19 protein-coding genes are annotated in these 23036 nt (G+C 68.7%); 11 read left to right on the top strand and 8 right to left on the bottom strand.

Annotated features, from left to right (window positions below):
- Positions 1-2: 2 nt before the first annotated feature.
- Positions 3-755 carry an SHOCT domain-containing protein gene (locus tag A7U43_RS13055; protein ID WP_067995715.1) on the bottom strand — a complete coding sequence of 251 codons (753 nt, stop codon included), beginning with the start codon at positions 753-755 and terminating at the stop codon, positions 3-5.
- A 66-nt stretch (positions 756-821) separates the two neighbouring features.
- Between A7U43_RS13055 and A7U43_RS13050 the strand changes: the two genes are divergently transcribed.
- Positions 822-1904 carry a class I SAM-dependent methyltransferase gene (locus A7U43_RS13050; RefSeq protein ID WP_067995712.1) on the top strand — a complete coding sequence of 361 codons (1083 nt, stop codon included), beginning with the start codon at positions 822-824 and terminating at the stop codon, positions 1902-1904.
- Between the two features lie 29 nt (positions 1905-1933).
- On the opposite strand, the gene A7U43_RS13045 is transcribed toward A7U43_RS13050, so the two are convergent.
- Genes A7U43_RS13045 through A7U43_RS13035 form a run of 3 tightly spaced genes read right to left on the bottom strand, consistent with a single transcriptional unit; the run spans position 1934 to position 5195 of the window.
- Complete coding sequence (locus A7U43_RS13045; RefSeq protein ID WP_082902411.1) at positions 1934-3553, bottom strand: Hsp70 family protein; 1620 nt, start codon at positions 3551-3553, stop codon at positions 1934-1936.
- A gap of 35 nt (positions 3554-3588) precedes the next feature.
- Complete coding sequence (locus A7U43_RS13040; protein WP_068002600.1) at positions 3589-4617, bottom strand: NAD(P)H-dependent amine dehydrogenase family protein; 1029 nt, start codon at positions 4615-4617, stop codon at positions 3589-3591.
- 44 nt (positions 4618-4661) lie between these two features.
- Positions 4662-5195, bottom strand: a complete 534-nt coding sequence (locus tag A7U43_RS13035) for a hypothetical protein (protein WP_067995710.1) — start codon at positions 5193-5195, stop codon at positions 4662-4664.
- Between the two features lie 64 nt (positions 5196-5259).
- On the opposite strand from A7U43_RS13035, the gene A7U43_RS13030 reads away from it, so the two are divergent.
- A complete protein-coding gene (locus tag A7U43_RS13030; RefSeq protein ID WP_067995707.1) occupies positions 5260-6000 on the top strand; it encodes an SDR family NAD(P)-dependent oxidoreductase in 741 nt (246 codons plus the stop codon).
- Positions 6000-6407 (top strand): hypothetical protein, encoded by a 408-nt coding sequence (locus A7U43_RS13025; RefSeq protein ID WP_067995706.1) that lies wholly within the window; start codon positions 6000-6002, stop codon positions 6405-6407. Before A7U43_RS13030 ends, A7U43_RS13025 begins: the two co-directional genes overlap by 1 nt.
- A 73-nt stretch (positions 6408-6480) precedes the next feature.
- Here A7U43_RS13025 and A7U43_RS29670 read toward each other — a convergent pair whose 3' ends face one another.
- The gene (locus tag A7U43_RS29670) at positions 6481-8232 is read right to left on the bottom strand and encodes a hypothetical protein (RefSeq protein ID WP_067995704.1); all 1752 of its coding nucleotides are present in this window, start codon (positions 8230-8232) and stop codon (positions 6481-6483) included.
- 203 nt (positions 8233-8435) lie between these two features.
- Here A7U43_RS29670 and A7U43_RS13015 point away from each other — a divergent pair, with 203 nt between their 5' ends.
- The 6 genes from A7U43_RS13015 to A7U43_RS12990 all read left to right on the top strand — a co-directional run bounded on the left by A7U43_RS13015 (position 8436) and on the right by A7U43_RS12990 (position 17927).
- Positions 8436-10781, top strand: coding sequence for an AAA family ATPase (locus A7U43_RS13015; protein ID WP_068002594.1), 2346 nt, complete (start codon positions 8436-8438; stop codon positions 10779-10781).
- Positions 10778-12190, top strand: a complete 1413-nt coding sequence (locus A7U43_RS13010) for an NCS2 family permease (protein WP_067995703.1) — start codon at positions 10778-10780, stop codon at positions 12188-12190. Before A7U43_RS13015 ends, A7U43_RS13010 begins: the two co-directional genes overlap by 4 nt.
- Positions 12187-12882, top strand: coding sequence for a TVP38/TMEM64 family protein (locus A7U43_RS13005; protein ID WP_067995702.1), 696 nt, complete (start codon positions 12187-12189; stop codon positions 12880-12882). Before A7U43_RS13010 ends, A7U43_RS13005 begins: the two co-directional genes overlap by 4 nt.
- 55 nt (positions 12883-12937) lie before the next feature.
- The gene (locus tag A7U43_RS13000) at positions 12938-13741 is read left to right on the top strand and encodes a transglutaminase-like domain-containing protein (RefSeq protein ID WP_068002591.1); all 804 of its coding nucleotides are present in this window, start codon (positions 12938-12940) and stop codon (positions 13739-13741) included.
- Between the two features lie 88 nt (positions 13742-13829).
- Positions 13830-16703 (top strand): MMPL/RND family transporter, encoded by a 2874-nt coding sequence (locus tag A7U43_RS12995; protein ID WP_067995700.1) that lies wholly within the window; start codon positions 13830-13832, stop codon positions 16701-16703.
- Between the two features lie 144 nt (positions 16704-16847).
- Positions 16848-17927 (top strand): GGDEF domain-containing protein, encoded by a 1080-nt coding sequence (locus A7U43_RS12990; RefSeq protein WP_067995697.1) that lies wholly within the window; start codon positions 16848-16850, stop codon positions 17925-17927.
- On the opposite strand, the gene A7U43_RS12985 is transcribed toward A7U43_RS12990, so the two are convergent.
- The 3 genes from A7U43_RS12985 to A7U43_RS12975 all read right to left on the bottom strand — a co-directional run bounded on the left by A7U43_RS12985 (position 17924) and on the right by A7U43_RS12975 (position 20845).
- On the bottom strand, positions 17924-18820 hold the full coding sequence (locus A7U43_RS12985) for an alpha/beta fold hydrolase (protein ID WP_067995696.1): 897 nt from the start codon (positions 18818-18820) through the stop codon (positions 17924-17926). The two genes, A7U43_RS12990 and A7U43_RS12985, sit on opposite strands and share 4 nt — an antisense overlap.
- Positions 18817-19347, bottom strand: a complete 531-nt coding sequence (locus A7U43_RS12980; protein WP_197500004.1) for a YdcF family protein — start codon at positions 19345-19347, stop codon at positions 18817-18819. The genes A7U43_RS12985 and A7U43_RS12980 overlap by 4 nt, the downstream gene beginning before the upstream one ends.
- A 184-nt stretch (positions 19348-19531) precedes the next feature.
- Complete coding sequence (locus A7U43_RS12975) at positions 19532-20845, bottom strand: HNH endonuclease signature motif containing protein (RefSeq protein ID WP_067995693.1); 1314 nt, start codon at positions 20843-20845, stop codon at positions 19532-19534.
- A 68-nt stretch (positions 20846-20913) separates the two neighbouring features.
- Here A7U43_RS12975 and A7U43_RS12970 point away from each other — a divergent pair, with 68 nt between their 5' ends.
- Both A7U43_RS12970 and A7U43_RS12965 read left to right on the top strand, forming a co-directional pair.
- Entirely contained in the window at positions 20914-21762 is an 849-nt protein-coding gene (locus A7U43_RS12970; RefSeq protein ID WP_082902120.1) for an SDR family NAD(P)-dependent oxidoreductase, read from the top strand.
- Between the two features lie 81 nt (positions 21763-21843).
- Positions 21844-22977: a cellulase family glycosylhydrolase gene (locus tag A7U43_RS12965; RefSeq protein ID WP_067995689.1), complete on the top strand. Its 1134-nt coding sequence runs from the start codon at positions 21844-21846 to the stop codon at positions 22975-22977.
- Positions 22978-23036: the final 59 nt, after the last annotated feature.

Raw genomic sequence — 23036 nt, 5'->3', positions numbered from 1 at the left:
TCTCACCCGCCGCCCAACAGCCTGCGCTTCTCGGCTTCGAACTCGGCATCGGTCAGCGCACCACAATCACGCAGAGCCGCGAGCGTTTTCAGCTGCTCGATCCGGATACCGTCCTCGGTGGGGATGTAGGACGGTGGCGGCTGATGAGTGACCGGCGGCGCATCGCCGATGGTGAAGGTGGGCGCCGGCATGCCGGGCGCGACCGGCCGGGGCCTACGGCGCACCTTGGCCGCCCAGAGCCGCGCGATGACGAGGCCGACGACGGCCAGTCCGAACACCGCGGCGCACCACCACGGCAGCGCTCCCCACGCGCTGCCGTGGCCGAAGGCCAGCCGCGGGCTCAGGTACGCCCCGACGTTGCCGTCGGTGCGAATCGTGTAGCGGCCCGGCTCGGCGAACTGGGCAACCCACACCCGGACGCGGGCATCGTTGTTCACCGTGGTGGTGCCGCCGATGCTCTCGTTGACCGTCGGTTCAGCCACACCGGCGGGTGGGTCGATACCCATCTGCAGGTCCGGTAGCGGCAGGCCACCGCCCCCGGCGCTGCCGATGATCTGGGTGTGAAAGCTGATGACGACCTCGCCGGCGGGCAACTGCAGCTGCGCCGAACCGGGGATCGGCACCTCCCCGTAGGCGTTGTATTTGTCGAAGACGAACGCGTTGAGAATCAGGGTCACGATGAAGCCGATCCCGGCGACCACCATGGTCACCACCGCGAGGATGGTGAGCAGACGCGGGACGGTTGCCGACCTCATGGCTGGAAGTCTGGCACGACGGTTGCTTCGACGGCGTGCACGGCGAGACGGGACTACCCTCACGGCATGCCCGAATCAAGCGTGGTGGTGCGTCCGGTGCCGGTGGGCAGCGGTGACTACAGCGCGAGTTCGCGGCTGCAGGCCGCCGGGCTGAAAGAGGCCATCGCGCTGTTCGAGCAGGCCGCCGCGGCGGTGCCGATCCCCCCGGCACCGTTGCCGATCGTGATCGCCGACTACGGCGCCGCCAACGGGCACAACTCGCTGCTGCCGATCAACGCGGCGATCTCCGTCCTGCGGCGACGCACCCGTCCCGAGCATTCCGTGTTGGTGACCCACACCGATGTGCCGGACAACGATTTCAGCGCGCTATTTCGCACCCTGGACGATGATCCGGACAGCTACCTGCGCCATGACCCGGCCGCCTTCTCCTCGGCGGTCGGGCGCTCCTTTTACGGCCAGATCCTGCCGTCAAACACCGTCAGCCTGGGCTGGTCGGCCTGGTCGGTGCTGTGGCTGAGCCGGGTGCCCGCGCCGGTCACCGATCACATCCACGCCGCCTACAGCGCCGACGAGGCGACCCGGTCGGCCCACGAGCGCCTCGCCGCCCGCGATTGGCACGAGTTCGTCGCCTACCGTGGGCGCGAACTGTGTCCGGGCGGCCGGGCGGTCGTGATGACGATGGCCATCGGTGAGAACGGCGAGTTCGGCTACCGGCCGCTGTTCGCGGCGCTGGTCGCCGAACTCGCCGAGTTGGTGGCGCGGTCGGTCATCACCGCCGACGAGCTGATCGGGATGTGCATCCCGATCAGTGGGCGCCGGGCGGCCGACTTCACCACGCCGTTCGCCCCGTCCGGGCGTCTGGAGCAGCTGACCATCGAACACCTGGAGGTGTTCGATGCCGAGGACAGGTTCTGGCGGCAGTATCAGAAGGACGGCGACGCGCCGGCCTTCGGCGCACAGTGGAGCGCGTTCCTGCGCGCCGCGGTGTTCCAGACGTTGGCGAGCACCCTCGACGACGCACCTGGCCGGCGTGCGCAGTTCTGCGACGCGCTCGAGGCCGGGGTCGCGGCCCGGCTGGCGGCCGCGCCGGAGCAGATGCAGATCCCGATGGCCCAGGTGGTGCTGCACAAGCGTCCCCGGGTGCTGTAAGACCGACTCCGCCGGCGACGGCACCGGGGCTAGGGCGAAACCAGCTGCCCGGGTTGAGGAATGAACGGCGGCAGACCGGGAATCGTGGGAATCGGCGGGATGGTGGGAATGGTCGGGATGGCCGGCGGCGGCGTCTGCGTCTGCGGCGGCGGCGGTGGCGCTTCCGTGCTGGACGGCGCGGGCGCCTCACTTGCCGGCTCGGGGGCCTGTGTCGCCGGTGGCGGCGCCTCGCTCGCCGGCTGAGGCGCCTGCGTCGCCGGTGGCGGCGGGGCGACGGTGCCGGTCTGCGCCGGGGTCTGCGGTGCGGGTGCCGGCGCGGATGTTTCCGGGCTCGCCGGCACGGCGGTGGTGGACGTCGAATCGAGGTTCGGCGCCGGAGTGTCGTCGGCGTGCTGCAGCAGGACCACGGCGGTGACGGCGGCCGCCAGCACCACCGCGGCACCGAGCCCGAGCAGGACGTGCGGACGGCGATACCACGGAACAAACACGGCGGCAACGGATTCGGACGCGTCATCGGCGGAGAACCGGACTTCCGGGCGGGGGTCGTGCACCGGGCCGGCGTAGGGCACCGGTTCGGCGATGGCGCCGGTGTCCTGCGACCAGGCCAACTGCGGCGGGCTGGATGCCGGTACCGCGGGGGCGGCGAGCACCGGCGCAGCGGTCGCCACGGCGGTGACCGCGTCGCCGCCGGCGCGAGCCACCGCCGTGAGGCCGCCCCCGATCGCCGCGGACAAGGCCGGATAGGGTGCGGTGATCACCGGTATCCCCAGGTGTTCGGACAGCGTGGTGGTGATGACCGGGATCCGCGCGCCACCACCGGCACTCGCGACGGCCGCCAGGTCACCCGGACGGATAGCGTTGCGTTGCATGGCATCCCGCAACACCAGCACGAATTCGGCCAACGGGGCCCGCAGTTGCGCATCGAGCTCGTCGCGGGTCAGCCGCACCTCGGCCCGGTGCGTCGGCAGATCGACCTGCAGCGCGGTGGCGACCACATCGGACAACCGTTCCTTGGCCGCCCGGCACTGGTCGCGCAACCGCGACAGCGAACCGAGCGCCGACGTCCCCGCCGCCCCGGTCGCGGAGTCCGGCAGATCGGCCAGCACGCGACGCAACAGGGCCTGGTCGACCATGGCCCCGGACAGTTCCAGATGGCGCACCACCGGCCCGATCGGGCGGTAGCCGTTGGCGGCGTCGACGAAGGTGATGCTGGTGCCCGACCCACCGAAATCGCATACCGCGATGGCACCCCGAGTGGGCAGACCCGGGTGGTCGGCCAGCGCGGTGGCGGCGGCACTGGCGTCGTCGACCAGTGCGGCGCCGGCCAGTTCGGGTGCCGTTGCCAGTGCCGCCCGCAGCGCATCGATCGCGGCCGGACGCCAGTGCACCGGATGGGTGACGCCGAGCTGCGATGCGCCGCCCACGCCCGGCAGCATCGCGCGCAACGCCTCGACCAGCAGCGTCTCCGGGCGGTGCGATGATCCGTCGGGCGCCAGGATTGCCACCGGGTCACCCACCCGGTCGACGAAATCGGTGAGTTCCCGGCCGGGCACGCCGACCTGGGCCGGCCGGGTGAGCGAGGTGCGGCCCACCGCGACGGCCGTCAGATTGGTGGCACCGATCGACAGCCCCACCGGTGCGTTACTCACACCGTCGACATCGCCCGCCGCGCCGTGCACGTTACTCAGCGGATGGTGCCGACACCCGGGATGAGCGGCAGATCCAGGGCGGTCACCCAGCCCGGCGGCAGATCGTTGACGGCGGGCACCGCATTGAGTGCGCGCAGCCCGGTGGCCAGGCAGCCCGCCGCGGCGGCGTCGCGCCCGGAGCCGTCGGTGAACCGGAAGGCGGTCTCCTGCGAAATGCTCGGAGTGCCCTCGATATCGACGCGGTACACGTCGTTGTCGTTGCCGGTCGGCCAGTCCGGGGCGGCATCGAGCCCGATCCGGTTGACATGCTCGAGCTGGATACGGGTCTCGCCGTGGAACCGGCCGTTGATGGTGAACCGGACCGCGGCCACATTGCCCGCCTCGATGACGCCCTTCGCGGACTCGCGGTCGGTCGGGGTCACCCATTTCTCCCAGGTGGTGGTGATCTCGTCGAGGGTGATGCCGGCGGCATGGGCGATCATCGGGACCGTCGCGCCCCACGCCATGATCAGGATCTCCGGGCTCTCCAGCAGCGGGCGGTATCCGGGCGGGCGGCCGATGCCCATCTCGAACTCGTAATCCCCCGTGTAGTGGGTGTAGTCGAGCAGCTCGGAGGCGCGCACCGTCTTGACCTCGGCGCACAGTCCCATCAGGGTCAGCGGGAACAGGTCGTTGGCGAAGCCCGGGTCGATCCCGGTGGTGAAGCAGGACGCCCCGCCGGCGGCGCAGGCATCGGTGATGGGCTGGATCCAGTTCGGCGGGTTCAGATGCATTTTCGGCCATACCCACGGGGTCATCGCGGTCGAGCAGACGTCGATACCGGCCCGCAGGAATTTGGTGATCAGCTCGATGTTCGCGTCGGCCTGGGCGGCCGTCGGCCCATAGTGCACCAGGGCGTCGGGTTTCAGGGCGATCAGCGCGTCGACATCGTCGGTGGCGGTCAATCCCAACGGCGCTCCCAGCGAACAGATCTCGCCGACGTCACGGCCCACCTTGGCCGGGGCGCTCACCCCCACCCCGACAAGCTCGAACTGCGGGTGCCGCACGATCTCGGCGATCACCATCGTCCCGACGAAGCCGGTACCCCAGACCACGACTCGCTTGGTCACTAGAAGCAGCGCCTGAGGCCGCCGGGTTCGCAGTAGAGCGGGTATTGCTGGACCGGGATGGGCAGCGGCTCCCGGAAGCTCAGGGTGAACGGTGTGGTCTCGATGGTCGCCGGCATCCCGCACACTTGGTTGTGCGCGACGCTGGTGGTGCCGCTCATGGTGTCGGTGTTGAACTTGACGGTGGTCAAAGTCGGCGCGGTGCTGCCATCCGGGCAGGTCAGACCGTCCTTCTTGTTCACCGAATAGGCCCACTGCCCGCCGGTGAGCTTGGCGTCACCGCCGGTGACCCAGCTGGTCGGCGTGCCGGATACGTGCAGGATGCACGCGACCGGGTCACGGATCTCCGCACGAAGGTCACCCACCACCGGCACGCACACCGGGTAGATCGTCCAGGTCCCGGCCTCGGCCACGCCCTCCTGGTGGTAGTTGTAGACCCCCTCCAGCACCTGCTGCTGGGCCTGGGCCGGCGCCGCGAATCCGACCATGGCAGCAACCAGGAGGGCGGCACTGAACAACCCGCGAAGTATGTTCACGCCTCGCAGTATTGCAGGACGCCTCGGGCGCGTTCGCGGTTTGCCCCGTGAGAGAGTCACGGACATGACCTCATTGGACGGAAAAGTGGCACTGGTGACAGGCGCGTCGGCGGGGCTCGGTGCGGCAACGGCCCGGCTGTTCGCCGAACGCGGCGCCACGGTGTACGGCGTGGCCCGCGACAGCGACCGGATGGCCGAGGTGTTCGCCGAGGTGCCGGGCGGGAGGTTCGGCTCCTATGACATCGGCACCGCCGATGCCTGCGCGCAGGCCGTGGCCGACTGCGTCGCGGCCTTCGGGCGCATCGATGTGCTGGCCAACGTGGCGGGTTTTCACCAGATGCGGCGCACCGCGTCGGTGACCGACGCCGACTGGGATCTCGACCTGGCGGTCAACCTCAACGGCCCGTTCTACCTGAGCCGGGCCGCGCTGCCCCACCTGCTGGAATCCGGCGGCAACATCGTCAACGTCGCCTCGGTGGCCGGTGTCGAGGGCGAGGTGTACTCGGCCGGGTACTGCGCGGCCAAACACGGGCTGATCGGTTTGACCCGCGCGCTGGCCGTGGAGTTCACCATGGAGAAGCTCCGCGTCAACGCGGTCTGCCCCGGCGGCATGCTCACCGCTCAGGTGACCGAGTTCTCCGCGCCGCAGGACGCCGATTGGGAGTTGATCATGCGGATCGCCGCGCCGCGCGGAATGATGGATCCGGTCGACGTCGCCAAGACGATCGCGTTTCTGGCCAGTGACGACGCGGCCGCGATCCACGGCGCGGTGTACCGCGTCGACAACGGGAAGGGCGCCGACTGATGGACGAAATCGATACGCGCACAGACTCACTCGGCACCGTCGGCAGCAGTGCGACCGAAGCGTCGATCGGCACCGTGGGTAGCGCCGCAGTGGTCGGTTCGATCGGTACCGTCGGCAGCGCCGGCGTCGCCGGGTGCATCGCGACGGTGAACAGCGCCGGCGTCGCCGGGTCGATCGGCACCGGTGGCAGCGCCGGGGTGGCCGGCGGGTTCGCCGTGGTGGGCAGCGCGTTCCTGCTGCTGTGCGCCGCCCTGGTCGGATGCGTCGCCTGCGTGGGCTGCGTGGCGTGTCGGAAGTGCCGGGCCTGCATCGGGTGCGTGGCATGCACCGATTGCGTCGGCTGCGTCGGCTGCGTCAACTGCTCCGGCCTGCGCGGGGGCGTCGGCCTGCGCAACGTCCACGCCTGATGCGCCGAGTGGCCAGCTATGGCACACCTTTGGCTCATCGGCGTGTCATAACTGGCCACTCGACCGTTGCCGCTTAGACCCGGCGGCGCCCCATCAGACCGGCCGCCCCGACGGCGCCCAGGCTAAGCACCGCGCACGCGACGGCCGCGACGATCAGCCCGGTCTGGCTGCCACCGGTGCCCGACGGCGCCTCCTCCGAGGCCAGCCGCAACCGGTAGTCACCGGGCAGCGGGCCCTCGCGCGGGGTGTCCAGACCCGGGTACTGCTGGGTGCGGTGTATCTCGAATTGTCGTTCGCCGGCGGCGTTCTGCTTCCACACACCCCAGGCCGGCGTCACCCCGTCGAGCAGCACCCGGCGTTCGCCGTAGCGCGCGTCGTCACCGACGTCGACGATGCGCTGCACCCGGAAGGGTTCGTACACCGCGTCCGAGTAGCGCACCTGGACCGGCACGTTGTCGTAGCGGAACAGCGGCGGCGGAGGTGGCGGCGCGATGGCCCCGATGTTCGCGATGGTCGGGATGAAGCCACCGCCGAAGAAGCTGCCCACGGCGACGCCCACCGCGGTGCTGACCACGGTGTTGATCGTGTTGAGCACCACGGCGGTGAAGCTGTATGCCGCGAGGTCGGCGACGTACATGACCATCCGCTGCAACGGCGGGATCGTCACCACCCGGGGCTGGTTCTGGTACTCGTAGACGATCCGCACCGGATCCCGGTACGGGTTGACGATCATGGGCCGGTAGAACTCGTCGTACTGCACCCAGTCGGGGCTCCACTGCCGTACCCGGCGATCCCAATCCCGTTGTTCGGCGCGCAGTTCGCGTTGGTCCTCGCGCAGCTGGCGCTGGTCGTCGCGCAACTCGCGCTGGTCCTCGCGGAGTTCGCGGCGCTCCTCGGCGAGGCGGTCGCGCTCGTCGGCGACGCCGATCAGCGATGACAGCTGGGCGAGTTCCTCCACCTTGGCCGGTTCCGGGTTGACCTCGACGGGCTTGGCGTTGCGGGCGAGCACGACATCTTCGGCCGGGGCGTCGAGCACCTCGGGTTTCAGCGTCTCGATGACGCGCGCAGCCTGCTGCTCGACTTGCGATGTTTCGGGAGCCGTTCCCGCGCTGGACGTCTCCGCCGAGGTTTCGCTGGTCGTCTCGGTGGCCGTCTCGGTGGCCGTTTCGGTGGCGGCCGGCGCGGACTCCGGTGTCTCGCCGGCGGGCCGGGGCACCTCGGTGGTCGACGGCGCCGCACTCGACGGTGCGGTCCGCCCGGGCTCGTCCGCGGCCGGGCCGGGTGCCGCACTGCTCGGTGCGGCCTCGGGAGCGGAAGGGGTCGCCGGGGCGGTCGTGACCTGGGTGCTCGGCCGCTTGGTGGTGGTGGTCGTCGGCTGTTGCACCGCGGGCTCGGGCTTCGGGGCAACCGTCTCGGGGGCAACCGGCTGGGGAGCGAGAGTCGCACGCGGCGTCTCGACGGGCGCCGGAGTGACGACGGGCGCCTCGGTCGGGACGGGTGTCTCGGTCGGGACGGGCGCTTGGGTGACGGCCGGTGCCTCGGTGACCGCGGGTAGCTGGGCCGGCACCTGCGGCGTCGCGACCGGTGCGGCGGACGGCGCCTCTTCCTGGCCGCCGCGTCCTTCGCCGCCCGAACCGCCCGAACCGCCGGACCCCTCCGAGCCGCCGGAACCCGACGGTGCCTGCGCCGTCGTCGTCACCACGGTGTCCGGATCCGCGAGCGCGGGCGCCACGCCGGCGGTGAGTGCGGTCAGCGATATCACCACGGTCGAGGCCAGTCCGGCCACCATGGAACGCCTCAGAAACTCCTCACGCGCTGCACCCATCGTGCATCGACTCCTCGATTTCAGGAGCAGGGCAATTCTCAGCCACTACTGCGATTCGCAGTCATCTCCCCCGACACCGGCCGTCTGGCCCAGCAGCTGTCTCGCCTAGTTCATCGCCGTGGGCGCCGCAGCGTTACAGCGTCTGGCACCATCGTCGCGTGCCCGCCCGCAACTTCGTCCTCACCGACGAATTCCGCGACGCGATGGCCCTGCTGGCCCACGGCAGCCACGTCTTCCTCACCGGCAAGGCCGGCACCGGGAAGTCGACACTGATCCGCCGGTTCATGGCCCAGACGGATCGCAATGTGGTCGTCGTCGCGCCCACCGGCATCGCGGCCCTCAACGTGCAGGGCTACACCATCCACCGGCTGTTCGGCTTCACCAGCACCACCACCCTCACCGATATCAGCACCGGCCGTTACTACCCCGGGCGGTTCGCCCGCACCCTCAAGGCCCTGGACACCCTCATCATCGACGAGGCCTCGATGGTCCGCGCCGACCTGTTCGACAAGATCGCCGCCGCACTGCACCGCTATGGCCCCGACCCGGGTAGCCCGTTCGGCGGTGTGCAGCTCGTCCTGGTCGGTGACCTCTACCAGCTGCCGCCGGTCGTCACCGAGGCCGAGGCCGGCTTCTTCACAGACCGCTACCGGACGCCGTACTTTTTCTCCGCCGACACGTTCCATCGCGACGAGTTCCCGACCGTCACGTTGACGACGGTGTTCCGCCAGTTCGGCGATGACCGGATGACCGCGATTCTCAACGAGATCCGCGAGGGTCTGCTGCTCGGGCACGCGCGCGAACAACTCAACGCGCGCACCGATCCCGACTTCGTGCCGCCCGATGACGAGTTCTGGTTGACCCTCGCCCCGACGAACCGTCTGGTGACCGCGCGCAACCGTCAGCAGCTGGAGCGCCTCGCCGGCGACGAGATCGTGCACCACGCCCGCCAGACCGGGGATCTGAGCCTGTTCGACCCACCCGCCGACGAAACCCTGCGGTTCAAGGTCGGCGCCCAGATCATGATGCTCAACAACGACCAGGCCGACCGTTGGGTCAACGGGACACTGGGCAAGGTCATCGCCCGCGTCGCCGGCCCCGACACCGCCGTCGTCGTCGAGTTCACCGACGGCAGCCGCGCCGAGGTGGGGCTGTTCACCTGGGAGGCGACCCAGCCGGTCGTGGACGGCGGTGCCCTGCGCCACGAGGTCTGCGGCACGTTCACCCAGTTGCCCTTCAAACTCGCCTGGGCGATCACCATCCACAAGAGCCAGGGCCAGACGCTGGACCGTCTGGTCGTCGATCTCACCGGTGGCATGTTCTCGCACGGGCAGCTCTACGTGGCGCTCAGCCGGTGCACCTCGATGGCCGGGTTGGTACTCAAGCGGCCGGTGCTGCCCAAGGACCTCAAGACCGACCGCCGGATCGCCCGCTTCCTGCAGGGCACCGGAGACGGCGCTGCCCCGCAACGGTTCTGTGCGATCGCCATATCGACCGTCGGCGACGAGGGCCGCCTGTCGCGTCCGCGTCCGCTGGAGATCGCCGTCGCCTTCGCGGACGGCACGGCGGTGAGCAGCCTGCTCAACCCGCAACGCGACCTCGCCGACGCCCGCACGGCCTACGGAATCAGCGTGTCCGACATCCTGCTGGCACCGACGCTGGCCGAGGCGTGGGGTGTCATCGCCCCGATGCTCACCGGGTGCACACCGGTCGGCGCGAACATCGACGACACCCTCGGGCTGATCGACTTCGAGCTCAAACGCCTCGGCCAGGTGACGGTGATGCCACTCGGTGTGGATCTGCCGCGGTCTCCGCGCACCCGCGGCACCGCGCTGGACCAGGCGATGACAGCGCTGGCCGAGTTCACCGAATCGGGTGTCGATACCGCGGGATCCACCCCGTTCGGCGACCCGCCGGAATCGTTGTCCGGGCATCTGGTCACCCGCAGCCACCCGGTGCCCACCCCGACGGCCGCGGCGCTACCGGCCCTGTCGGCGCTGCTGGAGGTCAGCCGGCAGATCGGGCCCGCGCTGCTGGGTGAGCAGGTAGCGGCGGCACCGGCAGAGGTGACCCCGTGGATCGCCGCGGCACGGCACTCGGTCGCCGCGCAGCTGCGGGCGGCGGCGACCCGGGTGCGGCTCACCGAGGAGGTGATGGCCCGGTTGCGGGCCGCCCAGCGCATCCTCGGCGTGGAGATCATCGACGACGCGGTGCAGACCGCAGCGGCCGGTGCCGATATCGACGCGGTGCTGGTGCCGGGTGCGCGCGTCTGTTTCACCGGCACCGCGCAGGACGCCGCGGGGCGCGAGGTGTCCCGCGAGCAGATGATGACGTTCGCCGAGGCGGCCGGGCTGGTGGCGGTGAAGACGGTGACCAAGACCCGCTGCGAGGTGCTCGTCACCGCCGAGGCCGGCACCCAGTCCGGTAAGGCCCGCAAGGCCCACGAGTTCGGTAAGCCGGTGATCTCGGCGGACGAGTTCCTGGCCTGGGTGAATTCGGGCGGGGCCATCGAGCGCCCACCCGCGGGGCACCTTAAGGTCGAACCGTGAACCGGCTGGACCGCTTCTTCGAAATCAGCGCGCGCGGGTCGTCGATCGCCTCCGAGATGCGCGGCGGTGTCGTCACCTTCATCGCGATGGCCTACATCATCGTGCTCAATCCGATCATCTTGTCGGGAGCACCGGACGTGGCGGGCAATCAGCTCGGCTTCACCCAGGTCTCGGCGGTGACATCGCTGGCCGCCGGCGTGATGACGATCGTGTTCGGTGTCGTCGCCCGGCTGCCGTTCGCCTTCGCGGCCGGTCTCGGCATCAACTCGTTCCTGGCGTCCTCGGTGGTGGGCTCGCTCACCTGGCCTGAGGCGATGGGGCTGGTGGTGATCAACGGCCTGATCATCGTGCTGCTGGCCGTCACCGGGCTGCGGCGGATGATCTTCGACGCGGTGCCGATGCCGCTGAAACTGGCCATCACCGCAGGTATCGGTCTGTTCATCCTGTTCATCGGTCTGGTTGACGCCGGGTTCGTGGCCTCCACCGGCAGCCCGTCCCCGCCGGTCGGTCTCGGCGGCCAGGGCGAGGGGTCGGTCACCAGCATCCCGACCGTGGTGTTCGTGTTCACGCTGCTGATCACCGGCATCCTGGTCGCCCGCAAGGTCCGCGGCGGCATTCTGATCGGACTGATCACCGGCACCGTCGTGGCCGTTGTCATCGAGGCCATCTGGCATCTGGGGTCGGCCACCGAGAAGCCCGGCGGGTGGGGCCTGTCGGTGCCGACGCTCAGCGGATCCCCGTTCGCGGTGCCCGACCTCTCGCTGGTCGGCGAATTCAGCCTGGACAGCTTCGGGCGGATCGGCATCCTGGCCGCGGTGATGCTGGTGTTCACGCTGGTGTTCACCAACTTCTTCGATGCGATGGGCACCTTCACCGGGTTGTCCCGCCAAGCCGGGGTCGCCGACGAACACGGCAACTTCCCGCGGCTGCAGTCGGCCTTGGTGGTCGAGGGCGCGGGCGCGGTGGTCGGTGGCGCGGCCTCGGCATCGTCGAACACGGTGTTCATCGAATCCGGCGCCGGTATCGGCGAGGGCGCGCGCACCGGGCTGGCCAGCCTGGTGACCGGCGTATTGTTCCTGGCCGCAATGTTTCTCACGCCGCTGGCCGCCATCGTGCCCACCGAGGTGGCGGCCGCCGCGCTGGTCATCGTCGGCGCCATGATGGCCTCGCACCTGCGTGAGATCGACCTCGCCGACTTCTCGGTCGCCCTGCCGGTGGTGCTGACGGTGGCGGTGATGCCGCTGAGTTATTCGATCGCCAACGGTATCGGGGTCGGCTTCATCTCCTGGGCCATCGTGCGGACGGCAGCCGGTAAGGGCCGCGAGGTCAGCCCGCTGCTGTGGGTGGTCGCGGCGGGGTTCCTGCTGTACTTCGCGCGCGGCTGGGTCGACTCTCTGATCGGGGTGTGAGCGTCGTCGACGTCGTCAACCCGAACCGGCGAGCGCATATCGTCCGGCTGGTCCTGCTGGCCGGGTTCCTGCTCGGGCTGTGGTATCTGATCGGTGTTGCCCGCATTCTCGACATCACCGACATCCGCGATGCGGTGGCCTCCACCGGGCCGGCCGCCCCGCTGGTCTACGTGGCGGTGTCCGCGCTGCTGGGCAGCGTGTTCGTTCCGGGGCCCCTGCTGGCCGCCGGCAGCGGCCTGTTGTTCGGTCCGGTGTTGGGGACGTTCGTCACCCTGGGTGCGACGGTGGGCACCGCCACGATCGCCGGTATCGCGGGACGGCGGGCGGGGCGCGACAGCACCCGGGCGTTGCTCGGCGCCGAGCGCGCCGACCGCATCGACGCGTTGATCGCCCGCGGCGGACTCTGGGCGGTGGTGGGTCAGAAGTTCGTGCCGGGCATCTCCGACGCCGCCGCCTCCTATGCGTTCGGTGCGTTCGGGGTTCCGTTGTGGCAGATGATGATCGGCGCCTTCATCGGGTCGGCACCACGGGCTTTCGTCTACACCGCGCTCGGGGCGTCCGTCGGTGATCTGTCCTCGCCGCTGGTGTACGTGGCCATCGCCGTGTGGTGTATGACGGCCGTCATCGGTGCGTTCGCCGCGCACCGCGGCTACCGGGGGTGGCGCGCCGGCCGCACCGACTCGGCCGAGTAACGCACCACACCGGCGCCGGTTCGCATGTTCGCCGCGCCTGCCGCATGATCGGGTGATGCAACGCGACGTCGCGGCCGAGCTCGAAGTCGACATCCTGGCTCCGACAACCCTCGAATTCCAGATCGCCGTCGCGCCGCACCCCGGCGCCGAGGTGACCGAGTCGCTGAGCTTTGTGCTGGACGGGCAACCGGTCGAACCGCTGGAGATCAGCGGCACCCACGGCAACCGCATCCACAAGTTCGATGCCGGGGTCGGCCATCTGCGGGTCGACTATGCGGCGACGATCGTCGGCTACGCAGATCCGCCACCGGTCACCCCGTACGACCAGTCGATGTATCTGCGCCCCAGCCGCTACGCCGAATCGGACAAGCTGTTCGGTTTCGCCGGAACCGAATTCGGCCAACTCGGCGACGCGGCGAGTCTGCTGGAACGGGTGTCGTCCTGGGTGGGCCGGCGACTGCAGTACGTGCCGGGCTCCAGTGATCCGATCGACGGAGCGGTCGACACGATGCTGGCCGGCGCCGGGGTGTGCCGCGATTATGCCCACCTGGTCGTCGCGCTGCTGCGCGCGGTGAAGGTGCCGGCCCGGCTGGTGTCGGTCTACGCCCCCGGCCTGTACCCGATGGACTTCCATGCCGTCGCCGAGGCCTTCGTCGAGGGGCAGTGGCGGGTGGTCGACGCGACGCTGCTGGCACCGCGGGACAGCCTGGTGCGCATCGCCACCGGGCGCGACGCGGCCGACACCGCCTTCCTGGACAACCACAACGGGGCGATCTTCCTCAGCCTGCTCAACGTGCGCGCCGTCACCGACGGGTTGCTGCCGTCGGATTCGCCCGTCGAACTGGCGACGCTGCACTGAGCGAGTGAGGAAAGGCTGTCCTGCCATCGCCGCCGCGAATCTGGTAGAAAACAAGTACCTCTAAACATGATCAGGAGATTGACCGGACGTGCCCGACTCTTCAGCGGCCGCGGTCGTCACCCCCCATCAGCAGCGACGCGGCGGTATCGCCGGTTTCATCCGGCGCTTCGCGGTCCTGATCATCATCGGCTGGATCGCGATCGTCGCGCTGCTCAGCATCACGGTTCCACCGCTGGAGATTGTCGGGCAGATGCGCTCGGTGTCGATGACACCGGAGTACGCCCCCTCGGTGATCGCCAGCAAGCGGGTCGGGCAGGTGTTCGACGAATACAAGTCGGACAGCTCGGTGATGGTCGTTTTGGAGGGCGAGCAACCCCTCGGCGCCGACGCGCACTACTGGTACAACGACATGGTCGACCGGTTGCTGGCCGACCCCGCCCATGTGGAGCACGTCCAGGACTTCTGGGGTGATCCGCTGACCGAGGCCGGGGCGCAGAGCTCCGACGGGTTGTCGGCCTACGTGCAGGTGTATCTCGCCGGCAACATGGGCGAGTCGTTGGCCAACGAATCCGTCGAGGCCGCAACGAAGATCGTCGAGGCCGTACCCCCGCCACCGGGTGTCAAGGTCTACGTCACCGGCATGTCGGCGCTGGCCGCCGATCAACAGATCTCCGGTGACCGCAGCGTCAAGATCATCGAGGGCGCCATCTTCGTCGTGATCATCACGATGCTGCTGCTGGTGTATCGCTCCATCGTCACCACACTGCTGGTGCTGGTGATGGTGGTGCTGGGGTTGACGGCGGCGCGCGGGGTCGTCGCGTTCCTCGGATACCACGAGCTCATCGGGCTCTCCACATTCGCCACCCAACTGCTGGTGACGTTGGCCGTCGCCGCTGCCACCGACTACGCGATCTTCCTGATAGGCCGCTATCAGGAAGCGAGATCGGTGGGCGAGGACCGGGAATCGGCCTACTTCAGCATGTTTCACGGCACCGCCCATGTGGTGCTGGGATCGGGCCTCACCATCGCCGGTGCGATGCTGTGCCTGCACTTCACCCGCCTGCCCTACTTCCAGACCCTGGGTGTCCCGATGGCCTTCGGCATGGTGGTGGTCGTGGTGGCCGCACTCACCCTCGGCCCGGCCATCATCACGGTCGCCAGCCGGTTCGGCAAGATCCTGGAACCCAAGCGCGCCATGCGCATCCGGAGCTGGCGACGTGTCGCCGCGGTGGTGGTGCGCTGGCCCGGCGCGGTCCTGATGGCCACCATCGCGCTCTCCCTGATCGGCCTGCTGGCGCTGCCCGGATATCGGACCAACTACAACGACCGCAATTACCTGCCGCAGGACCTGCCCGCCCAGCAGGGCTTCGCGGCCGCCGAGCGGCACTTCGGCGTCGCCCGGATGAACCCCGAACTCCTGCTCATCGAGACCGACAAGGATCTGCGCAACTCCGCGGACTTCCTGGTGATCGACAAGATCGCCAAGGCCGTGTTCAAGGTGCCCGGGGTGGGCAACGTGCAGACCATCACCCGCCCGTCGGGCGAGCCGCTGGAGTTCAGCACCATCCCGGCCCAGATGAGCATGGGCGGCACCAACCGGCAGATGAACCAGAAGTACATGGAAGACATGTTCGCGAACATGCTGCTGCAGGCCGACGACATGCAGTCCACCATCGACACGATGAACCGGATGGTGGACCTGATGCGGGAGATGAGCGCCACCACACACAGCATGGTCGGCAAAACCGAGCAGATGGCGGTCGACGTCGCCGAACTGCGGGACAACATCTCGAACTTCGACGACTTCTTCCGGCCCATCCGTAACTACTTCTACTGGGAACCGCACTGCTACAACATCCCGTTGTGCTGGTCGATGCGCTCGGTGTTCGACGCCCTGGACGGCACCGACCGGCTGACCACCCAGTTCGAGGCGGTCATCCCCGACCTGCATCAACTCGACGCGCTGATGCCGCAGATGATCGAGACGATGCCCTCGCAGATCGCATCGATGGAATCCTCCCGCGACATGATCCTGCGGATGTATCAGACCCAGAAGGGCATGCAGGACCAGGGCATGGCGATGTCGGAGAACCAGCACGCGATGGGCGAGGCGTTCAACGACGCCAAGAACGACGACACCTTCTACCTGCCGCCGGAGACCTTCAACAATGAGGACTTCAAGCGCGGCATGGACAGCTTCATCTCCCCCGACGGAAAGTCGGTGCGGTTCATCATCTCTCACCAGGATGACCCGCTGACCCCGGACGGCATCAAGCTGATCGGCGAGATCAAGACCGCGGCGAAGGAAGCTGTGAAGGGCACCCCGCTGGAGGGATCGAAGATCTACCTCGCCGGCACCGCCGCCGCCTTCAAGGACATGCAGGAGGGCAACAACTGGGATCTGGTCATCGCCGGGATCGCGGCACTGAGCCTGATCTTCATCATCATGCTGCTCATCACCCGGGCGCTGGTGGCCGCGGCCGTCATCGTCGGCACCGTCGTGGTGTCGCTCGGCGCATCATTCGGGCTGTCGATCCTGGTGTGGCAACACATCATGGGCGTGGAACTGCACTTCATGGTGATGGCGATGGCGGTGATCGTGCTGCTGGCCGTCGGCGCCGACTACAACCTGCTGCTGGTGGCGCGCATGAAGGAAGAGATCCATGCGGGCCTCAACACCGGCATCATCCGGGCGATGGGCGGCACGGGTTCGGTGGTGACCGCCGCCGGTCTGGTCTTCGCCTTCACGATGATGTCCATGTTCGTCAGTGAGATGACGGTGGTGGCGCAGGTCGGCACGACCATCGGCCTCGGCCTGCTGTTCGACACCCTGGTGATCCGGTCCTTCATGACGCCGGCCATCGCCGCACTGATGGGCAAGTGGTTCTGGTGGCCGCAACTGGTTCGGCAACGGCCCGCACAGCCGGCCACCCCGCCGCAGCCGCTCGAACCCGCCCGCTGATTTTCGTGCCGATCATGCGGCTTCAGCAAATGCGTGTCCGCTCATGACCTGAGTCCGGTCAACGCGCGCTAACTACCGGCATCCCGCGTACGATCTCGACGGGACCGCCCGGGTGGGGCGCTGGAGGAGACACGCGGAGGCTGGATGAGCGTCGAGGATCCCTCGCGCGCCGCCCCGTCCACCGCTGATTGGTCCGCCGACGACGACCATGCCGGCAGCATGGGGCACCTGCTGCAAGCGGTGCAGGAGCTCTCCCTGGCCCGCGGGCTTCCCGAGATCCAGCGGATCGTCCGGGCCGCGGCGCGCGCGCTCACCGGATGCGACGGCGCCACCTTCGTCCTGCGGGACAACGACATGTGCTGGTACGCCGACGAGGATGCCATCGCCCCGCTGTGGAAGGGCAGGCGTTTCCCCATCGAGACCTGTATCAGCGGCTGGACCATGCTGAACCGTCGTGCCGTCGTCATCCGCAACATCTACGACGACGACCGGATACCGCACGAGGCCTACCGCCCGACGTTCGTGCAGAGTCTGGTCATGGTGCCCATCCGCACGCTCGACCCGGTCGGTGCGATCGGCAACTACTGGGCCGACGAGCACATGCCCACCGAACGGGAGGTGTCACTGCTGCAGGCGCTGGCCGACGCGACGTCGGTCGCCATGGAGAACGTGCAGATCTACGCCGAACTCGAGCAGCGGGTGCTCGCCCGCACCGCCGACCTGGAACGGGTCAACAACGAGATGCTGCAGCTGTCGGTCACCGACGACCTGACCGGCGTGACCAACCGGCGCGGGTTCTATCTGCTGGCCGAATCGGTGCTGGCGGCCGCCCGCCGCGACGGGCTGGGCTGCCTGTTCGGCTTCATCGACGTGGACGGCCTCAAGAAGGTCAACGACCGGCAGGGGCACGTCGTCGGGGACGCCCTCATCGTGGACGTGGCACACGTGCTGCGAGCGACGCTACGCACATCCGATCTGCTGGCCCGGATCGGCGGTGACGAGTTCTGCGTGCTCGCCGTCGGGGCGGACAGCGAGCCGGCCGCACTCAAGGCGCGCATCACGGCGGCGATGCAGCATTTCAACGACACCGCGGCCCGCTCCTACGAGGTGTCCACCAGCATCGGGTTGATGGCGGTGCCCGCCGAGGACATCAGCACTGTCGAGGAACTGCTGGCGCGCGCCGATGAGCTCATGTACGAGGCGAAGAACGCCCGCCCGGCCTAGGACGCGATGAACGCGACGGCCGCGTCCAGCGCCGGCCGGTGCCGCAGGATGCGGTAGTGCGCCAGCCGCCCCAGCCCCTTGGTGGTGTGCAGCAACGCGTTCGGCCACGCGGTCACGATCTGTTCGCTGAACCCGTACGGGCTGTCGGGGTCGTCGGGATCGTGGATGACCAGTAGCGGCGGATTGTCGGGGCGGTCGGCCACCGCGGCGATGTCGGTGTCGAACAGTGGCATCCCGAGCTTCTGGTCCAGGCGTCGGTGCAGCCCATCCCGGATGCGCGGCCCGAAACCGTGGCGTTGCGTGAAAACGTCCAGGTACCAGGAGAAGTCGCCCATCGGCGCGAGGAACACCAACCGCTGCGCGGCGGCCCCCCACGACACCGCGAGCGCGGTGGCCTTGGCGCCGAGCGAGTGGCCGAGGATCGCGTGCGCGGGGCCGAATTCGTCGACGACGGCGTGGACGGCCTTGGCGCATTCCACGATGGTGGTGCGGCCCGGGGCCATCGCGCCCGGATCGGACCCGTTGTGGCTGGGCAGGTCGAAGGCGATGACACGGTAGCCGGCCTCGACGAGCGGTTTGACGAACACGCCCAGGTGCGCCTGGCAGCCACCCCAGCCGTGCACCAGGTAGACCGGATCGCCCTCCCCCCATGACTCGCCGATGACCCGGTTTCCGTCCCAGGCCGCTTCGATCGGCCGACTCGGCGGGACACCCGGCGGCATCCGCAGGCTCATCTCCACCGCCGGCGGGGTGCACCACAATTCGGCGGCCCACCGCGCGCCCTCACCGGGCGCGAACCGCTCGAGCAGGGCGAACCGTTCCCGCACATGGGGCGCGATCGGTGGCTCGACGCCGGAACCCGCCTCGCTCGGGCCGCGTGCGGGCTCAGTCATGCAGGTCCCCCATGCCGATCAACTGTAATGACACGCCCAACGTGTGGACGTCCCGGCCGCGGTTCGTGCCGAGATGCCGAAGCCGCCCTCCGACGAGCGCGTCGAACCCGACAGCACTCGAAGAGCACCAAGACGGTGTGCAACGGCCCCCACTCCCCCGGCAGATAGTCACGCGCCCGGGCCAATTTATCTGCCAACGCGGGTGATTCGTCGCGAAGAATCTGACGGGCGCGCAGTGCGTGGAAGGTGTCCGACGCGATCTTGATGACCGGGCTGTCGGCCAGGTACGGTGCCGTGAACCTGATGTTCTCGACGGTTGTCCTCGACTGGTCCTCGACCACCACGTTGCCTGCCGGCACGCCGAGTTCGTTCACCGCATAGTCGGCCATCATCCGTGCCTCCGGAATGGTGGTGCGCACGGCCCCGCCGGAGAACACGAACCGCGCGCGATCCGGATCGGTCGAGCGCACCGCGATGCGTACCCGCCAGCGGTGCAGAATCGGTAGTGGATTTCCCAGCACTAGCACACACTCACCGGACGTGATGTCCCGCGAATCGGTAGCTCCGCTCGGAAGCGCGTCTCTGGACGCTCTCCAGGTCCTCCACTCGGCCCAGCAGAACGCCATGCTCAGGGCTGCCGTCGTCACCGCTACCCGTCGTCTTCCGGCAGTCATCAGCCCATTCGATCACAACCGCGGGCCGGCCCCACGACTAGTTCATCGACGCCGGTGGTGGTTGGAATGGTGTGTACCACCACCATTGGGCGCGTTCACCTTTCGGGCCGGGGCACGGTGGCACCTCGGGTGCCGCCGTGGTGGGTGGGCGGGCCAACGCGGCATTGGTCAGTTCCTCGCCATCGCTGTCGGTGACTTTCAGCGTGTCAGCGGGCCCGGTGAGGGTGATGCCACCCTGGTGATGCAAGCGGTGATGAAACGGGCACAGCAACACCAGATTCCACAGTTCGGTAGGCCCGCCGTCCTCCCAGTGCACCAGATGATGGGCATGCAACCCGCGGGTCGCCCCACACCCGGGCACCACACACGTACGGTCACGGTGCTCCAACGCCCGGCGCAGCCGCCGCCCCACCGTCCGGGTCACCCGCCCCGCCCCGATAGGACGACCGTGGCGTTCGAACCACACCTCACAGGTGGCATCACAGAGCAGATACCGGCGATCGGCCTCCGAGAGCGCCGGACCCAGGTGCAGCGCCGCGACCGGGGTGTCCACATCGGCGTGAATCACCACGGTGGTGTGCTGACCGTGCGGACGCGCCGCCACATCGGCATCCCAGCCGGCCACCACCAAACTCATGAACGCATCCACGAGATTCGGCAACGGCGGCGCCTGCACCGAAATCGTGTCGGATCTGTCGACGTCGTACTGATCCCCCTCGCGCGGATCAATCACGTCACGGGGATCGTGATCGCGTTTCCACTGCGCGATCAGCTTGTCGCGGTGCGACTGCAGGCCGGCCTCGAACATCGCCGCCTCCACCGTGGGCAGCCGGAGGCGGTAGCTGGTGTAGCCCTCGCCCTCGACCTGCGAAAAGGCCCGCTGCGGCTCCACCGCCGGGTCGGGTTCGGGACGGGGTTCCTGCTTGACCGCGGTACGCAACTGGCTCACCGTGGCGACCGCTACCAACTCCGCGTAATGCTCATCGCAGCCCGGCCCGCCACGCTCGGCGATCACCCCGATCTGATCCAGCGACACCCGACCCTCCCGCAGCCCCGCCGCGCAGCGTCCAAGCTCTGACAGCCGGTGCGCCACCGCGACCATGGTCTCGGCCCGCCGCGGGCTCACCCCGGTCTTCCACGCCACCAACCCCGGCAACGACCGACACCCGGTGGCACCCCACAACGCGTTGCCATCGGCGCTACCCGCGCCGTCGATCTCGGCGATGATCTCCACCAACCGGCCATCGATGGCATTGCGCTGCCCGGTCAACTCCGCCATCTCGTCGAACAACACCTCGATACGCTTGGGCGCGAACCGATCGCGATCCAAAGGCGCTGTCGGAGGCGGCATACCACGATTCTCCCAGAGGGGTACGACACGTTCGGATAGCGTCGCGGGGTGCAGCGAGAGGACTTCGGATGACACGCACGGCCTCGCATCGCCCCCGATTACGGCGGCTGCGGCGATCCCGCATCAGCGCCTACCGGGGTGGGTGGGCGGTGGTGACGGGCTCGGCACGCGAGGTCGGTCTGGGGTATGCGTTCGCGCGGCAACTCGCGGCCGAGGGGTTGAACCTGATTCTCGTCGACGTGCTCGACGAGGAACTGACCAGCCGCGTCACGGAGTTGCGCACCGAATTCGGAGTCGACGTTCGCGCCGTGCCGTGCGATATGGCCGATACCAACGCCATCGAGCAGATCGAACAGGCTGCCGGCGGCGTCGACATCGATGTGCTGGTGTGCAACCACATGTTCACGCCGGCGGACACTCCAGAGATCCTGGACATGCCGCTGGAGATGCACCGTCGCATGATCGACATCAATGCCCGCGGATACACCGATCTCATCCACCGCTTCGGCAACCGGATGCGGGCCCGGGGACGGGGGTCGATCATCATCGTGTCGTCGGGGGTCGGCCTGACATCGAGCCCCTTCACCGGGGCCTACGGCGCGAACAAGGCTTTTCAGATCGGCCTCGGTGAGGCGCTCTGGTTCGAGCTGCTCGGCACCGGCGTCGATGTCCTGGTGATGGTGGGCGGCCTGATGAACACCCAGGGCGACATGTTCGACAGCTATCCGCAGTGGTTGATCTCCGAACCACACGCCGTGGTGCGCCGGGTCTTCAAGGCGGTCGGCCGCAAGCACATGCTGGTACCGAGCCTGCCCAATCGGCTGTTCCTGCTCGCACAGACGCGGCTGATGTCGCGCCGTCGCGCGGTGGTGTCGATCGGACGCTTCCAAGCCAAGGGGCTCGGGAAATCGGACTGATCATCACGGTTTGACCTCCGACCGGTTGCGAAGCAGTGCGCGGGGTCGAAGCCGACGATCGCGCCACCGTAGATTCTGTAGGTGCACCGTCGGACGGCCCTCAAACTCCCGCTGCTGCTGGCGGCGGGCGCCACCCTGAGCACCGTGCCGGTCGCCTCCGCGGCCGCAGCCCGCTGGCCGGCGGCCCGGGCGAACAGCTGGTATAAGGCGCAGGGCTGGTTGGTCGGCGCCAACTACGTTCCGGTCACGGCCAGCAATCAGATCGAGATGTGGCAGCCGGGCACCTACGACCCTCGGCGCATCGACGGGGAACTCCAGGTGGCGCGGCGCATCGGGATGAACACGGTGCGGGTGTTCCTGCACGATCAGCTATGGGCCCAGGACCGCGCCGGATTCCTGCGCCGCGTACAGCAATTCGTCACCATCGCCGCCAACCGCGGCATCAAGCCGTTGTTCGTGCTCTTCGATTCCTGCTGGGATCCCCATCCGAAGGTCGGTCCGCAACGGGCGCCGACACCGGGGGTGCACAACTCGGGCTGGGTGCAGGGCCCGGGCGCCGACCTGATCGACGACCCCGCCTACCTTCCCGTGCTGCACGACTACGTCACCGGGATCATCGGCGCGTTCCGTGCCGACAGTCGCGTCCTGGGCTGGGACCTCTGGAACGAACCCGACAATCCCGCCAAGCAGTACCGCAAGGTCGAGCGCGCCGACAAGCTGAAAGTGGTGGCGAAGCTGCTGCCGCAGGTCTTCGAATGGGCGCGCGCGGTGGATCCCGTTCAACCACTGACCAGCGGGGTGTGGCAGGGCAGCTGGGCCCCGAGTCGTCGCAGCGCCATCGCGAGCATCCAGTTGGACAACTCTGACGTCATCACCTTCCACAGTTACGGCGACCCTGACGAATTCGACGCCCGCATAGACGAACTCACCCCGCTGGGGCGCCCGATGATCTGCACCGAGTACCTGGCCCGCGAGGAGGGCAGCACCGTGGAAGGCATCCTCCCCGTTGCGAAGAAACGCGGGGTCGGCGTCTACAACTGGGGGCTGATCGCCGGCCGCACCCAGACCTACCTGCCCTGGGACTCCTGGGACAACCCCTACGACGCGCCACCGAAGACGTGGTTCCACGACCTGATCCAGCCGGACGGCCGCGCCTACCGCCCCAGCGAGATCGCCACCATCCAGAAGCTGACCGCCCCCGCCCCACCGGCCTGACGCACCGCACCTCTCAAACCCACGACGAAATGTCGAAGTCGTAAATTGCGGGCGATCCG

Origin of the sequence: Mycobacterium adipatum (assembly GCF_001644575.1) — a bacterium.
Classification (GTDB): domain Bacteria; phylum Actinomycetota; class Actinomycetes; order Mycobacteriales; family Mycobacteriaceae; genus Mycobacterium; species Mycobacterium adipatum.
The sequence above is the reverse complement of the archived record's forward strand: the minus strand, read 5'-3'. Positions and strand labels throughout refer to the sequence as shown.

What these genes read in the sequence shown, in the direction of transcription:
- A7U43_RS13055 (WP_067995715.1), bottom strand. Translation starts at nt 755, where the DNA reads ATGAGGTCGGCAACCGTCCCGCGTCTGCTCACCATCCTCGCGGTGGTG.
- A7U43_RS13050 (WP_067995712.1), top strand. Translation starts at nt 822, where the DNA reads ATGCCCGAATCAAGCGTGGTGGTGCGTCCGGTGCCGGTGGGCAGCGGT.
- A7U43_RS13040 (WP_068002600.1), bottom strand. Translation starts at nt 4,617, where the DNA reads ATGGTGATCGCCGAGATCGTGCGGCACCCGCAGTTCGAGCTTGTCGGG.
- A7U43_RS13030 (WP_067995707.1), top strand. Translation starts at nt 5,260, where the DNA reads ATGACCTCATTGGACGGAAAAGTGGCACTGGTGACAGGCGCGTCGGCG.
- A7U43_RS13025 (WP_067995706.1), top strand. Translation starts at nt 6,000, where the DNA reads ATGGACGAAATCGATACGCGCACAGACTCACTCGGCACCGTCGGCAGC.
- A7U43_RS29670 (WP_067995704.1), bottom strand. Translation starts at nt 8,232, where the DNA reads ATGGGTGCAGCGCGTGAGGAGTTTCTGAGGCGTTCCATGGTGGCCGGA.
- A7U43_RS13015 (WP_068002594.1), top strand. Translation starts at nt 8,436, where the DNA reads ATGGCCCTGCTGGCCCACGGCAGCCACGTCTTCCTCACCGGCAAGGCC.
- A7U43_RS13000 (WP_068002591.1), top strand. Translation starts at nt 12,938, where the DNA reads ATGCAACGCGACGTCGCGGCCGAGCTCGAAGTCGACATCCTGGCTCCG.
- A7U43_RS12990 (WP_067995697.1), top strand. Translation starts at nt 16,848, where the DNA reads ATGAGCGTCGAGGATCCCTCGCGCGCCGCCCCGTCCACCGCTGATTGG.
- A7U43_RS12985 (WP_067995696.1), bottom strand. Translation starts at nt 18,820, where the DNA reads ATGACTGAGCCCGCACGCGGCCCGAGCGAGGCGGGTTCCGGCGTCGAG.
- A7U43_RS12975 (WP_067995693.1), bottom strand. Translation starts at nt 20,845, where the DNA reads ATGCCGCCTCCGACAGCGCCTTTGGATCGCGATCGGTTCGCGCCCAAG.
- A7U43_RS12970 (WP_082902120.1), top strand. Translation starts at nt 20,914, where the DNA reads ATGACACGCACGGCCTCGCATCGCCCCCGATTACGGCGGCTGCGGCGA.